The sequence below is a fragment of the Microbacterium sp. Marseille-Q6648 genome (assembly GCF_943181415.1).
Classification (GTDB): Bacteria; Actinomycetota; Actinomycetes; order Actinomycetales; family Microbacteriaceae; genus Microbacterium.
In genome coordinates this window covers 374,632-388,101 of record NZ_CALPBZ010000003.1, presented here as the reverse complement: position 1 = coordinate 388,101, position 13,470 = coordinate 374,632, and the positions used below count along the sequence as shown (strand labels likewise).

At 70.0% G+C, this 13,470-nt stretch carries 14 protein-coding genes; 6 read left to right on the top strand and 8 right to left on the bottom strand.

Annotated elements, in window-relative coordinates:
• Positions 1 to 95: 95 nt before the first annotated feature.
• Positions 96 to 869 carry a CPBP family intramembrane glutamic endopeptidase gene (locus NFR93_RS11960; RefSeq protein ID WP_251453513.1) on the top strand — a complete coding sequence of 258 codons (774 nt, stop codon included), beginning with the start codon at positions 96 to 98 and terminating at the stop codon, positions 867 to 869.
• A 603-nt stretch (positions 870 to 1,472) separates the two neighbouring features.
• Here NFR93_RS11960 and NFR93_RS11955 read toward each other — a convergent pair.
• From NFR93_RS11955 to NFR93_RS11935, 5 genes are all read right to left on the bottom strand, one after another.
• Positions 1,473 to 1,832 carry a hypothetical protein gene (locus NFR93_RS11955; protein ID WP_251453512.1) on the bottom strand — a complete coding sequence of 120 codons (360 nt, stop codon included), beginning with the start codon at positions 1,830 to 1,832 and terminating at the stop codon, positions 1,473 to 1,475.
• 76 nt (positions 1,833 to 1,908) lie between these two features.
• Entirely contained in the window at positions 1,909 to 2,262 is a 354-nt protein-coding gene (locus tag NFR93_RS11950) for a hypothetical protein (protein WP_251453511.1), read from the bottom strand.
• 77 nt (positions 2,263 to 2,339) lie between these two features.
• A complete protein-coding gene (locus NFR93_RS11945; protein ID WP_251453510.1) occupies positions 2,340 to 2,756 on the bottom strand; it encodes a CBS domain-containing protein in 417 nt (138 codons plus the stop codon).
• 95 nt (positions 2,757 to 2,851) lie between these two features.
• The gene (locus NFR93_RS11940; protein ID WP_251453509.1) at positions 2,852 to 3,892 is read right to left on the bottom strand and encodes a TerC family protein; all 1,041 of its coding nucleotides are present in this window, start codon (positions 3,890 to 3,892) and stop codon (positions 2,852 to 2,854) included.
• A 192-nt stretch (positions 3,893 to 4,084) separates the two neighbouring features.
• Positions 4,085 to 5,395, bottom strand: coding sequence for a UDP-glucose dehydrogenase family protein (locus NFR93_RS11935; RefSeq protein WP_251453508.1), 1,311 nt, complete (start codon positions 5,393 to 5,395; stop codon positions 4,085 to 4,087).
• A 160-nt stretch (positions 5,396 to 5,555) separates the two neighbouring features.
• On the opposite strand from NFR93_RS11935, the gene NFR93_RS15990 reads away from it, so the two are divergent.
• Positions 5,556 to 5,690: a hypothetical protein gene (locus tag NFR93_RS15990; protein WP_285814597.1), complete on the top strand. Its 135-nt coding sequence runs from the start codon at positions 5,556 to 5,558 to the stop codon at positions 5,688 to 5,690.
• Between the two features lie 68 nt (positions 5,691 to 5,758).
• On the opposite strand, the gene NFR93_RS11930 is transcribed toward NFR93_RS15990, so the two are convergent.
• The 3 genes from NFR93_RS11930 to NFR93_RS11920 form a co-directional block, all read right to left on the bottom strand.
• Positions 5,759 to 8,332: an amidase family protein gene (locus NFR93_RS11930; protein ID WP_251453507.1), complete on the bottom strand. Its 2,574-nt coding sequence runs from the start codon at positions 8,330 to 8,332 to the stop codon at positions 5,759 to 5,761.
• Between the two features lie 145 nt (positions 8,333 to 8,477).
• Positions 8,478 to 9,080, bottom strand: coding sequence for a DUF305 domain-containing protein (locus NFR93_RS11925; protein ID WP_251453506.1), 603 nt, complete (start codon positions 9,078 to 9,080; stop codon positions 8,478 to 8,480).
• Positions 9,081 to 9,356: 276 nt separating this feature from the next.
• A complete protein-coding gene (locus NFR93_RS11920) occupies positions 9,357 to 9,668 on the bottom strand; it encodes a hypothetical protein (protein ID WP_251453505.1) in 312 nt (103 codons plus the stop codon).
• On the opposite strand from NFR93_RS11920, the gene NFR93_RS11915 reads away from it, so the two are divergent.
• The 4 genes from NFR93_RS11915 to glmM all read left to right on the top strand — a co-directional run bounded on the left by NFR93_RS11915 (position 9,660) and on the right by glmM (position 13,299).
• Positions 9,660 to 10,790, top strand: coding sequence for a hypothetical protein (locus NFR93_RS11915; protein ID WP_251453504.1), 1,131 nt, complete (start codon positions 9,660 to 9,662; stop codon positions 10,788 to 10,790). The genes NFR93_RS11920 and NFR93_RS11915 overlap by 9 nt on opposite strands.
• Positions 10,791 to 10,982: 192 nt before the next feature.
• A complete protein-coding gene (rplM, locus tag NFR93_RS11910; protein ID WP_251453503.1) occupies positions 10,983 to 11,429 on the top strand; it encodes a 50S ribosomal protein L13 in 447 nt (148 codons plus the stop codon).
• A 26-nt stretch (positions 11,430 to 11,455) separates the two neighbouring features.
• Positions 11,456 to 11,929: a 30S ribosomal protein S9 gene (gene rpsI, locus NFR93_RS11905; RefSeq protein WP_285814596.1), complete on the top strand. Its 474-nt coding sequence runs from the start codon at positions 11,456 to 11,458 to the stop codon at positions 11,927 to 11,929.
• Positions 11,930 to 11,943: 14 nt separating this feature from the next.
• On the top strand, positions 11,944 to 13,299 hold the full coding sequence (gene glmM, locus NFR93_RS11900; RefSeq protein ID WP_251453502.1) for a phosphoglucosamine mutase: 1,356 nt from the start codon (positions 11,944 to 11,946) through the stop codon (positions 13,297 to 13,299).
• Positions 13,300 to 13,470 lie beyond the last annotated feature (171 nt).

Here is a 13,470-nt window from a genome sequence, read left to right as displayed (position 1 = left end):
CGGGGTCGCGGATCCGGCGCGAACGCACGCGCCCGGTGGGATGCGTGCGTCGACGCTGAAGCGGGGCCTGTTCCCCGTCGCGATAGCGTAGGCCCGTGGCGACCCACTCTACCGATGCTCTCGACGAGTCGACCGACACCCCGCCCCGCCGGCGTCCGCGCCGCACCGACTGGCGTCTCGGCGGGCGCTCGACGGCGCGCTGGCGCGAGTCCCTCCTGGCGGCGGCGATCATCGCCCTCGGCGTCGGAGTGCTCGGCGGCGGCATCCTCTCTCAGGTGCTTCCCGGGGGGCTCGCCGGCATCGCGGCCACGGCGCTGCTGTGGGCGGCGATGCTCGCAGTCGTCGTCTGGGCGTTCCTGCGCGGGCGTCCCGTGTACCTGCTGAACTTCCGGTTCACGGACCTCGTCTGGGGGATCGGGCTGGGCGTGTTCGTGCGGATGTGCCAGGGCTGGTTCGAGATCGGGACGGGAGGGTCGGGCGCGCTGCCGTCGTATCCCACGATCGGCGGACAGCTTCCGTCGGGGTGGCTGTTCACCGACGTCGTCGCCACGGTCGCGATCGCCCCCGTGCTCGAGGAGTTCTTCTTCCGCGCCGTCATCCTCGTGACGATCTACACCCTGCTGCGCCGCCGCTTCGGGGGAGTGACGGCGGGCATCGTGGCCGGCCTCGTGAGCGTCGGACTCTTCGTCCTCGCCCACGTGCTCGTCGCCCCGCTCGCCGCCGACGTCGTCCTCTCGCTCACGCTGCTGGGCGTCATCTGCGCCGCACTCGTTCTTCTCACCGGCCGCATCTGGGGCGCTGTTCTCGTCCACGTCGTCTTCAACGGTACGTACGTGCTCCTCGCGCTCGCGGGCACATTCTTCGGCTGAGCGGCCCCTCGCCCCAGGAATACTGATATATCGTCCCGTGTCCCCCAAAATACCGACATACATCCGCGCGGGAAGCGTCTACCGTTAGTACCACGGGCATCCCCAGTGCCCTTCTTCAACCGCCTTCGTCCACTCCGCTTCGGGTGCGTGAGCAGACGAGCTCCGGCGGTCAGCGGCCCGCGAGTCCCCAGCTTGCGGGCCGCTTCACTTTGTCCGGCGTGGGTGCGGGTCGTCCCCCGAAATGCCGACAGACAGCGCGGGGCGCCGCGCCTAGCCTGAGGCGTGGAGGCGCGATCGCCTCCTCCCGTCGGGGCGAAGACTGATCGCCGCAGGCAGCCGACGGCATTGCCCCCGGGCGCACTTTCTCCCCCGCGTCCGGGGGCACGCCTGTTTCTTGTCCCCCAAAGTTCCGACAGACATCCGTTTCGGGGGCGCTTACCGTGGAAGCACAGAGGGTCCCCAGCTCTCTGTTCTGATCCGCCATCGTCGGCATCGCTTCGGGTGCGAGGGCCCACGAATTCTACGGCGGTCAGCGGCCCGCGAGTCCCCAGCTCGCGGGCCGCTCGTTCGTTAACCGCCGGGTGCAGACAGATCGCGACCGGTTCAGGCGTGCGTGAAGCCCTCGAGGTCGGGGTCGTAGCGTGCTCCCTCGGGTTCCGTCACCCCGTCGGCGTCCGACTCGACCGCGCGGTGCGGGTAGGCGTCGTGCGACTTCAGTTCGTGCGCGGCGCGCGAGAAGTCGGGCTCGGCGCCCTCCCACTCCACGGGCACCGACAGCACGTCGTTGCCGACGCCGATGACGAGCTCCGCCTCGCCGATCTCGTCGTTCTCTCGGAACACGATCGGGATGCTCACCGCCTCGGCCGCCCCCAGGGTCGCGATCGCGGCGGTCAATTCCACGAGCGCTTCGGCGACATCATCGGTCGTGATGACCGTCTCGCCCGCGTATGTGATGCATCTCATGCGCTCACTATCTCGTGCGCCGGCGCGCGCACGGGGCCCTTGCCGAATCGGACGGCGCGCGGTAAGCCCACGCCCGTCAGGCGGTACGCCGCGTCACGCCGCTGCGCCACACCACGGTGTTGCGGGTGCCCGTGCGGTCATCCCACTCGACCACCACGACCCGGTCGTTCCAGCCGATCGCCCGAGCGGGGATGCGCTCGGCGGGTTTGTGCGGCCACGAGATCCAGGCCCACACCGCCTGCTTCTCGCCCGGCTTCGCCCAGCGCAGCTCCTGACGGCCGTACGCCTGATGGGGGAGCGTGCACGGTGGGATCCGCACCTCGTCGACGCCCTCGCGTGTCTGGCGGTCGTGAGCGAGGCGGTCGTAGTGCTGCGCGTAGCGCTTCGACGTCGACACGGTGAGCCGGATTCCCTTCTCCGGCCGAGACACCTCCAGCGTACGACGAGGCCGCCGACATCGCTCGTCGGCGGCCTCGTCGCAGGGGTGTCAGCGGGTGGAAGGCGGAGTCAGTCCTCCGAGATCTCGGCGACTGTCTCGCCCGTCTCGGTCGGCGACATCGACAGCGCCACGTCGGCCTGGCTGATGATGCCCACCAGCCGGTGCCCGTCGATCACAGGGAGCCGGCGCACCTGGTGCTGCTGCATCATCGTGAGCGCGTCGCGGATGTCGTCGTCCGCGCCGATGGTCACCGGCTTGCCCTCGGCCAGGTCGCCCGCGGTCGCGGTCGACGGGTCGCCGCCGTCGGCGATGCACTTGACGACGATGTCGCGATCGGTGAGCATCCCCTTCAGCTTGTCGTCGCTGCCGCAGATCGGCAGGGCTCCGACGTCCAGCTGCCGCAGCAGCCGCGCCGCCTCCACCAGCGTGTCGCCCTCCTTGATGCAGGTGACGTCCGTGGTCATGACTTCTCGTGCCGTGGTCATCCTCGGCTCCTTCCGACGGGTCGGGTTATGGACCCGTCCGACCCTGCCCCGTCCCCTCCGCGCGCGCACGGGGGTTGACAGAACGGGGAAAGAGGTCAGTGACGGGGAGGTGCGACCTCGTCGGCGGCCGGCGTCGCGGCATCCGCTCGCTCGTCGACGATCGCCGTCCGGCGGTCGTCCCGACGCGTCTTCGCAAGGCTCGCCCACGTGGCCACGGCCACGGTCGCCGCGATGAACAGCAGCGAGAACCAGATCGGGATCTCAGGCGCCCACAGCACCGGCTCGCCGCCGTTGATGAACGGCAGCTCGTTGACGTGCAGCGCGTGGAACACGAGCTTGACGCCGATGAAGCCGAGGATGACCGCGAGTCCCTGCGCGAGGTACACCAGACGCTGCAGCAGACCGCCGATGAGGAAGTACAGCTGACGCAGTCCCATCAGCGCGAACGCGTTCGCGGTGAAGACGATGTAGGCCTCTTCGGTCAGGCCGTAGATGGCCGGGATCGAGTCGACCGCGAAGATCAGGTCGATGAAGCCGATCGCGATGATCGTCAGCAGCATCGGCGTGACGAGGCGCTTGCCGTTTCGCACCGTGAAGAGCTTGTCGCCGTCGTACTCGTCCGCCACCGGGAGGTGACGGCGAACGAACCGCATGAACTTCCCGTCCGCGGGGTTGCTGTCGTGGTCGCCGAAGGCCTGACGGTACGCCAGGAACAGCAGCAGCGCACCGAAGATGTAGAAGATCCACGAGAAGTTGGCCACCAGGCTCGCGCCGACGGCGATGAACGCGCCGCGCATGATGAGCGCGATCACGATGCCGATCATCAGCACCTTCTGCTGATAGATCCTCGGCACCGCGAAGCTGGTCATGAGGAGCAGGAACACGAAGAGGTTGTCGATCGACAGGGCCTTCTCGGTCAGGTAGCCGGCGAAGTACTCGCCGCCGAACCGCCAGCCCGACACGACCCCGATGCCGACGCCGAACAGCAGCGCGAGCCCGATGTAGAAGGCCGACCAGCGAGCCGCTTCGCCGATGCTCGGCTCGTGGGGCTTGCGCACATGCGCGTAGAACTCGTAGACGAAGAACGCGATCGTGACCGCGATGGTGATGAGCCAGACGAGCGGGGTGACATCCATGGGTACTCCTGAGACCTGGCCGAACAGATGGGCCCAAGGTCTCTTCCACCCGGATCACCGGACCGACGACGCGGGGTCACATCTTCGGACCCGTAATGACGCATTCGTCGCGTGGGAGTACTCCCCTTGCTGGTGATCAGAGTAGGGGCGTTTTGCTGAGAACGCGCCGAGAATGGATGCCGCGACCGGCGGTCAGGGGCGTCCCATGCCGTGGTAGGTCCAGCCGGCGTTGCGCCAGGCGGTGGCGTCGAGGCAGTTGCGGCCGTCGATGATGATCTGCCCGCGGGTGAGGGTTTTGGCGTGGGTGGGGTCGAGGTGGCGGCGGTATTGGTCCCATTCGGTGACGACGATGACGGCGTCGGCGCCGGTGAGGGCTTCGTCGCGGTCGTGGATGTAGGTGAGTTGGGGGTGGATGGTTTTGGCGTTGGTGATCGCTTCGGGGTCGGTGACGGTGACGTGGGCGCCGAGGCCGTGGAGGCGGACGGCGACGTCGAGGGCGGGGGAGTCGCGGATGTCATCGGAGTGGGGTTTGAAGGCGGCGCCGAGGACGGTGACGTTCTTCTCGAACACGGATCCGCCGAGGGCTTGGACGGTGAGGGTGACGGCGTGGTCGCGGCGGCGGAGGTTGATCTCGTCCACTTCGCGCAGGAACGCCACGGATTCGCCGCGGCCGAGTTCTTCGGCGCGGGCGGAGAAGGCGCGGATGTCTTTGGGGAGGCAGCCGCCGCCGAAGCCGATGCCGGCGCCGAGGAAGCGGCGGCCGATGCGGGCGTCGTGGCCGATGGCGTCGGCGAGTTGGGTGACGTCGGCGCCGGTGACTTCGGCGATCTCGGCCATCGCGTTGATGAAGCTGATCTTCGTGGCAAGGAAGGCGTTGGCGGCGACTTTGACCAGTTCCGCGGTGGCGTAGTCGGTGACGATGAACGGGGTCCCCTTACCGACGCTGGGGTGGTAGACCTCGCGGAGGATGTCCGCTGCCCGTTCCCCCTCGGGGCCGGTGGGGACGCCGGCGACGAGACGGTCGGGGTCGACGGTGTCCTGCACCGCGAACCCTTCGCGGAGGAACTCCGGGTTCCACACCAATGTCGCCCCGGTCGCGCTCACCCTCGGGGCGAGGTCGGCGGCGGTGCCGACGGGGACGGTGGACTTGCCTGCGACGAGGTCACCGGGGGACAGGTGGGGCAGGAGCGCGTCGACGGCGGCGTTGACGTAGGTGAGGTCGGCGGCGTAGCCGCCTTTCTGCTGCGGGGTTCCGACACCGACGAAATGCACCACAGCGCCCTTCGCGTCGGCCATGTCGGTGGTGAACCGCAACCGGCCCGCGCTGATGCCCTCGGTCAGGATCTCCTGCAACCCGGGCTCGAAGAACGGCGCCCGCCCACTGGCGAGTGCTTCCACCTTCGCCTGGTCCACATCGATCCCCACGACCTCGTGCCCGATCGACGCCATCGCCGCCGCATGCACAGCCCCCAGATACCCACAACCGATAACAGACAAACGCATGAGAACTCCTGGGGGCGCGAACGGACGCTCCCATCCTAGAAGTCGCGTCGGCGTGGTCCGGAGCGGATACTCCGCCCGGGTACCCTAGAGTCGGTGGCGCGAAGGTGTCCTTCGTGCTGCGATGCCCGTTGTCTGCCCCCGGACGAAACCTTCTCCACCTGTGCTCTCACTCCTCCTCGCGATCCTGAAGTGGTCCGCCGTCGCCGTGTGCACGGTGATCGGCCTCGCCCTCGCGGCCTACGCCACCACGGTGCTGAGCACCCGCCGCGCCGTCTACTTCCACTACGGCGACTGAGACGCGGAGAGCGGGACCCCCGGCATCCGTGAAGGATGCCGAGAGCCCCGCTCCGGGCGCGTCGTCGGTCAGTCGAGCGACGGATACAGCGCCGGCGCCGTGCGGTGGTGCGTCGCCTGCTCGTACGCGTAGATGAGCCCGAGAAGCGGCCCCTCGGCGAAGTCGCGGCCCAGGAACTCCAGGTTCACCCCCGCGCCCGGGATCGACTCGCTCTCGAGGGCCTGACCCATGGGCACCGTCACCGACGGCATCCCCGTGTTGGGGCTCAGGCGTAGGTTCGTGCCCTGGGTCCCATACGGCGTTCCCGAGGGATAGACCAGCGCGTCGAGGTCTCCCGTGTCGAGCATCCCGGTCACGAGGGTCTTGCCGTTCGCAAGGGCGACCGTGTGCGTCCCTGTCGGTCCCGCCCACGCCTCATACGTCTCGGGGGTGATCGCGTTGCGTGAGATGTAGGTGTTGCGACGCGACGGCACATGGACGCCCTCGGCCACGATCTGCTCGAGGCTGCGGGCGGTGACGTCGGGGTCGAGGTGCGTGGTGATGTAGGCGTCGAGGTCGTGCTTGAACTCGTTCGTGCTGCCGCTGGGCTCACCCAGCACTGCCGAGAATCCCTCGGGTGCGGCGACCTCGACGACGGTCGCGCCCAGCGCCTCCATCTGCGCCTTCGCCTCGTTCCACAGCCGGACCGTCGTGGGGTTCGAGCCGATCATGGACGCGACATAGCCGATGCGGGCGCCGTCGAGGGCGTCGGCGTCGAGATATGCGGTGTACGACTCGGGGACCAGACCCGCCTGGCGGGAGGTCACCGGGTCGGTGTCGTCGACCCCTGTCACGGCGTCCAGGGCCACGGCGGCGTCGAGCACCGTGCGGGTCATGGGACCGCCGGTGTCCTGCGACAGCGCGAGCGGGATGATCCCGTCACGGCTCGCCAGGCCCACCGTCGGCCGCACCCCCACCAGCTGGTTGTACGACGACGGCACGCGGATCGATCCTCCGGTGTCGGTGCCGAACCCGATGCCGGCGAAGTTGGCCGCGATCGCCGCGCCCGTGCCGCCGGACGATCCTCCGGCGGTGCGGGAGGTGACGTACGGGCTCGCCACGAGCGTGGAGGCGCCGGCCGGCTGGAACGAGGAGAACTCCGAGGCGAAGCCGAACGCGAACTCGTCGAGGCTCGCCTTGGCGAGGATCACCGCCCCCGCGTCGCGGAGGCCCTCCACCATGAACGCGTCGGTGGCCGTCTGGTTGTCGTCCCAGCATCCGCAGCCGCCGGTGGTGACCATGTCGACGGTGTTGTAGTTGTCCTTCACCGCCACCGGCACGCCGAGCAGCATGCTCGTCATGCCGTGCTCGGCACGCATGGCGTCGGCTGCGGCGGCGGCGGCCAGGGCCGTCGCGTCGCCGACGGTGATGATCGAGTTGAGTGCGCGCCCGGTCTCTGCCGGGTCGACCTTGACGGTGTCGTACGCGGCGATCCGCTCCATGTACGCCTCGGTGATCTCGACCGACGTCGTGACCCCGGCGTTCATGGCGGCCTGCATGTCGATGACCGAGGCTTCGACCAGCTCGAACGGGCCGTCGTCGTAGATGATGCGCTGCGAGAGCTCGGCCAGCTCGGCGACGGTGAACCCTGCGTCGGTCGCGGCCTCCAGGTCAGCAGTGGTGACCTGTGCATCGCCGGTCAGGTCGAGCTCGGTGTAGTACGGCGAGAGAATCGGCGCGGATGCCGGCGCGGCCGTCGCGGGGGTGACCGCCACAGCGGTCGCCGCGACCGTGCCGAGGATCGCCGCGGCCGCGAGGGTGCGGGTGGTTCGGGTCTTCACGGGGTGGGTCCCTCTGCTCGTGGAGTGATCGTGGCGGGGTGCGAGAGCGGTCATTCGGTCACCGCCCGGCGACGGAGGACGAACACGGTGCCGAGGCCGACGGCCATCGCGGCAGCGAGCGCCACGCCTACCCACAGGCCGCCGTCCACGCCGGTCGACGCGAGCGGATCGCCGCCAGCGTCGTCCGCATCGCCCGCAGGGGTACCCGTCGACGGACTCGGGCTGGGGCTCGGTCCCGGGGTGGGGGTCGGTCCCGGGGTCGGAGGGGGTTCCGGTCGGCCGGGGCGTCGGGGTGGCCGGGGCGGCCGCGATCGCCGGCGTCGCCGACCCCGTGCCGTCGGGCGCGGCAGTCTCGCCGGCCGTGCCGACGAAGGTCGCGGCGGCCACGGCGACCTGCGCCGAGCCCGCCGACAGCGCCGCGAACTCGACGGTGACCAGCGCCTGCGCGCCGGCGAGGCCGGGGGAGGAGCCCAGTCGCGTGTGGGTGAAAGTGGCCGTGCCCGCGGTTGCGGCATCCGTTTCGTCGAACCCTCCGGCCGGGTATGTCACGCCCTCGTCGACGAGCGCCAGCAGTGCGGGGTCGTAGGTGAGGGTGAGTTCGTAGGCGTACAGGTCGGCCGCGGCCGGAGCCTCGACGGTGACCGCGAAGGTCTCGCCGGCGGTCACACCCGCGGGGGCTGAGACGGTGACGGTGCCGGTCTCGGGCGGGGCGGCCGCGGCGGCGGGCGCCACCGCGATCGTGCCGCCGAGGGCGGCGAGCGTCGCGACGGCGAACGCGAGGACGCGTGAGCCGGGTCGCAGACGGAGGGAGGGTGCGGGCATGCGCGAGGAGTCCTTTCGGGTTCTCGTGGAGGACTGCCGACGCACACGCGCCGCGTGTCGCATCGGCGCGTCCGTGAGGGATACCCGGACTCTCGCAGGGGCGCGTTTCGCGGCGGTTACCGAGTGTTGCTCGGGAATGACGCGATCACATCGCGGCGAGCATCTGCTCCATCTGCTCGATCTCGGCGGTCTGCGATTCGACGATCGTCTGCGCGAGCTGCTGCACCTGAGGGTCGGAACCGTCGTCGATGACGTCTTCGGCCATGTCGATGGCGCCCTCGTGGTGCTCGATCATCTGCTCGAGGAACAGGCGCTGCGCCTCGTCGCCCGTGGCCTCTTCGAGCTCCTCGATGTCGTCGTCCGACATCATGCCGTCGCCGTGGTCCATTCCGCCCATGTTGCCCGCGGACGGCATGCCCCACTCGTCGAGCAGGCTCTCCATGAGTTCGATCTCAGGCGTCTGGGCGTCCTTGATCTGCTGCGCGAGGGCCGCGACATCGGCGTCGATCCCCTCCTTCGCCAGGAGGATGTCGCTCATCTCGATGGCCTGCTCGTGGTGGGGGATCATCATCTGCACGAACATCGTGTCGGCCATGTCGCCCGCGCCCGGCGATTGACTGGAGCCGTGGTCCATTCCCGGCATCCCGTTGCCCGGTGCGGTGACGACCGTGCAGCCGGTCAGTGACAGCGCGACGGCGAGGGGGAGGGCAGCGAAGCGAGCGGTGCGTGACGTGCGGGAGGAGGTCATGCCTGAATGATACCCCTGTGGGGTATGAGATGGGGGGTCGCTTGCACAGTTCCCCCGCGTACGGCAACCCCCGGCTATCGCCCAGAAACACCGCGATACACTGACGCCCACCCTGCAGACGACTGGGGACAGGGGCGAATGAGAAGATCTCGAGGCTCAGGCGGCACTCCGAAACCCGATCGGGCCGCCGGCAGCGACACACCAGAGGCCGGCGGAGACGACGCGGCACGCGGGAGCGCGGACGAGCGCGCCCTCACACTGTCCGACCTCTTCGGGTCAGGCGAGCGTGTCGACCCTCCCGCGCGAGACGTCTCGGACGACCGCCTCGCCGCGCTCTTCACCGTTCCCCCGCGTCCGCCGCTGCCGGGCGAAGCCTCGTCGAACGCTGACGATGTCGCGAACGACGATGTCCCGGTCGACGAGGTCCCTGTCGACGATGCCGCGGACGACGACGCTCCCGTTGACGACGAGCCCGCCGACGAGGTCGTCGATGACGACGTAGACGACGTCGTGCCTCCTGCCGATGACCTCGTGCCTCCGGCCGACGACGGCGATGACGACGATCTCGACGACACCACGGTGCTGCACCAGCCGCTCGCGGCCGGCGGGGGCGCCGCAGCGGCCACCGCCCTCATGCCCGCCGCCGCGTCGGCCCGCGCGACCGAGCCCGAGACCGAACTGCTGCCGGCAGACGCCGCGCGTCCGGCCTACGCCCGCTCGGTCGCAGATCTCGACGAAGAGCGCTCGGACGAGGATCCCGTTCCTCCGCGCGAGCGTCGCGGACTCGCGGCGTGGGGTGTGCGGCAGTGGTCTGTGGTCGCCGGAATCGTGCTGGTCATCGCCATCGTGCTGGCGGCCCTCTTCCTCTTCCCCGCACTCGCCGCAGGCGACCGCGTCGCGTCGGCCCGCGCCGGCCTCGAGCAGACCGAGGCCCGCATCGACGAGCCCCGATCGCAGTTGGATGCCGCGGCCGAGGCCTACGCGGCACTCGCCGCCGATGCCCGTGCCGCCGCCGACAGTGCCGCGCCTGCCCTCGCGGTGATCGCCGGCATCAGCCCCAGCGGCGCACGCGTGGCGGCAGAGGACGCACTTCAGGCTCTCCGGGAACGGCTCGACCTCGCCTCGCCTGCGATGCCCGAAGAGTACGCGCGCGAGAACTTCGACGAGTCCGACCCTTCGGCGTACTCCGACGCCGCCGCCCGTGCCGACGAGTACCGCGTCGCGGTGGAAGCGGCCATCGCCGAATACGCCGACGCGACCGCCGCGCTCGAGCAGGCACTCGCCGGACTCCGCGCCGCCCAGTCGGCCGTCGGAACGAGCCTCCCCGGCTTCGCCGAGGAGTTCGTCGCCGAGTTCACCCTGCCCGAGCAGAAGTTCCGCGACGCCGTCGTCTCGGCCGCCAGGGCCGTCGGCAAGGCGCAGGAGGCGGGCGGGTCGGGCGACGCCGAGCTGTGGGACTACTCCCGGGCCGTGTCGGCGCTGCGCGACGAGCAGGAGCGCATCGAGATCGAATCGCCGTGGCTGGTTCCCTTCACTCCCGTGAACCCGGCGCCGCCGCCACCGCCCGCTCCCAACCCGGCCCCGGCTCCCGAACCGTCCCCCGAGCCGAGTTCGGCCCCCGAGCCCCAACCGGAACCCGAACCCGAGCCCGAACCGGAGCCGGAGCCCGAACCGGAGCCGACCGTTCCGATCCCGGCGCCGACCCCGTAGTCGCGCCCCGATGCCGCCCGTTTGGCCGCGGCATCCGGATGACGTAGACTGACTCGTTGGTGCGTGCGTCCTGCTGACTGCGCACTGCGAACGTGAGCCCTCCACTGGCGTGTTCCGCCGGCCCTCGGCCGGAGAACCACCCCGGAGCGGGATTCACGAACTTCTCCGTTCGATCAAGAAAGCAGCACTACAGTGACGCGCACCTACACCCCCAAGGCTGGCCAGACCCAGCGCGAGTGGCTGGTCATCGACGCGACCGACGTCGTCCTCGGACGCCTCGCCTCGCACGCGGCCGCCCTCCTCCGCGGCAAGCACAAGCCGACCTTCGCCAACCACATCGACAGCGGTGACTTCGTCATCATCGTCAACGCCGACAAGGTCGCCCTGACCGGTCAGAAGCTCCAGAAGAAGAAGGCCTACCGTCACTCGGGCTACCCGGGCGGCCTCAAGTCGGTCACCTACGAAGAGCTCCTCACGAAGAACCCCGAGCGCGCTGTCGAGAAGGCCGTCCGCGGCATGCTCCCCAAGAACAGCCTGGGTGCCCAGCAGCTCACCAAGCTCAAGGTCTACCGCGGCGCCGAGCACCCCCACGGTGCGCAGCAGCCCAAGACGTACACCCTCGACCAGGTCGCCCAGTAAGCGCCGGACAGACTAAGGACACTTTCGTGGCGAACAACGACACCCCGCAGAACTTCTCGACCGAGACCCCCGTCGACACCGCCGCCGTCGCGGCCGAGCGCCCCGTGCTCTCGGTTCCCGGCGCCGCTGTCGGCCGTCGCAAGGAGGCCATCGCTCGCGTGCGCCTCGTTCCGGGCTCGGGCACCATCACCATCAACGGCCGCTCGTTCGAGGACTACTTCCCGAACAAGCTGCACCAGCAGCTGGTCACCGACCCCTTCACGGTGCTGAACCTCACCGACGCGTACGACGTCATCGCCCGCATCTCGGGTGGCGGCCCCTCCGGCCAGGCCGGCGCACTGCGTCTGGGCATCGCCCGCGCGCTCAACGAGATCGACGCCGAGCACAACCGCCCGACGCTGAAGAAGGCCGGCTTCCTGTCGCGTGACGCTCGCGTCAAGGAGCGCAAGAAGGCCGGTCTCAAGAAGGCCCGCAAGGCGCCTCAGTACTCGAAGCGCTGATCCCGCGGGTTCCGATGCCGCTTTTTGGCACGGACGGGGTGCGGGGGCTGGCCAACGGCCCCCTCACCGCCGACCTCGCACTCACCCTGGCCCAGGCGACCGCGGTCGTCCTGGGCCAGGGCCGTACGGCCGAGGCGCGCCGCGCCGCCGGCAAGCGCCTCACCGCCGTCGTCGCACGCGACCCGCGCATCTCGGGGGAGTTCCTCTCCGCCGCGGTCGAAGCCGGTCTCGCCTCGTCTGGTGTGGACGTCCTCGACGCGGGCGTTCTGCCGACCCCGGCGACCGCGTTCCTCATCGCCGACATGGACGCCGACTTCGGCGTCATGGTCTCGGCGTCGCACAACCCCGCACCCGACAACGGCATCAAGATCTTCGCCCGCGGTGGCGTGAAGCTTCCCGACATCGTCGAGCAGCGCATCGAAGCCGCCCTGACCGGGCCCAAGCTGCAGCCGACGGGCGCCCAGGTCGGCCGCATCCGGCGCTTCGCCGACGCCGAGGACCGCTACGTGGTGCACCTGCTCGCGTCCCTGCCCCACCGGCTCGATGGACTCCACGTCGTCCTCGACTGCGCGCACGGTGCAGCCTCGGGCGTGTCGCCCGAGACGTTCAAGGATGCCGGTGCTCAGGTCACCGTCATCGGCGCCGACCCCGACGGCTGGAACATCAACGACGGTGTGGGCTCCACCCACCTCGACGGACTCGCCCGCGCGGTGGTCGAAGCCGGTGCCGATGTCGGCATCGCACACGACGGCGACGCCGACCGCTGCCTCGCCGTCGACGCGCAGGGGCGCGTCGTGGACGGCGACCAGATCATGGCCATCCTCGCGCTGTCGATGAAGACGCGCGGACGGCTCAAGGACGACACCCTCGTCGCCACCGTCATGAGCAACCTCGGCCTGCACCGCGCGATGGCCGATCACGGCATCCGCGTGCTGCAGACCGGCGTGGGCGACCGCTACGTGCTCGAGGCGATGACCGAGGGTGCGTACACGCTGGGCGGCGAGCAGTCGGGTCACGTCATCATGAGCGACTACGCCACGACCGGCGACGGCCTCCTCACCGGCCTTCACCTCGTGGCCGAGATGGCCCGCACGGGCCGCACCCTCGCCGAGCTCGCATCGATCATGACCGTCTACCCCCAGGTGCTCGTGAACGTGAAGGGCGTCGACCGCGACGGCGTCTCGGACCCGGAGGTGACCGCGGCCGTCGCCTCCGCCGAAGCCGAACTCGGCGACACCGGACGCGTGCTGCTGCGGGCGTCGGGAACCGAGCCGCTCGTGCGCGTCATGGTCGAAGCGGCATCAGAAGAGGACGCCCGTCGACACGCCGACACGCTCGCCGACGTCGTCCGCGAGCGCCTCGCCCTGTAGCGACCGCGCGACGGGAGCGGGGCCACGTTCCCGAAGACCGCCTCAGACGGCGAGTCCAGGCGCCGCCGGGGATCATAACTCCTGCAGCTCGCCGCCGGTCAGTGACGCGTTCCCTTGGAATCACGGGATTCTGGTCGCGCGCCGCCCCCGCCGAGGGGCCCCGGATGCAGG

Excerpts from the sequence above, each read along its gene's own strand:
- NFR93_RS11955 (WP_251453512.1), bottom strand. The coding sequence starts at position 1,832 with ATGAGATGCATCACATACGCGGGCGAGACGGTCATCACGACCGATGAT.
- NFR93_RS11945 (WP_251453510.1), bottom strand. The coding sequence starts at position 2,756 with ATGACCACGGCACGAGAAGTCATGACCACGGACGTCACCTGCATCAAG.
- NFR93_RS11940 (WP_251453509.1), bottom strand. The coding sequence starts at position 3,892 with ATGGATGTCACCCCGCTCGTCTGGCTCATCACCATCGCGGTCACGATC.
- NFR93_RS11935 (WP_251453508.1), bottom strand. The coding sequence starts at position 5,395 with ATGCGTTTGTCTGTTATCGGTTGTGGGTATCTGGGGGCTGTGCATGCG.
- NFR93_RS11930 (WP_251453507.1), bottom strand. The coding sequence starts at position 8,332 with ATGCCCGCACCCTCCCTCCGTCTGCGACCCGGCTCACGCGTCCTCGCG.
- NFR93_RS11925 (WP_251453506.1), bottom strand. The coding sequence starts at position 9,080 with ATGACCTCCTCCCGCACGTCACGCACCGCTCGCTTCGCTGCCCTCCCC.
- glmM (WP_251453502.1), top strand. The coding sequence starts at position 11,944 with ATGCCGCTTTTTGGCACGGACGGGGTGCGGGGGCTGGCCAACGGCCCC.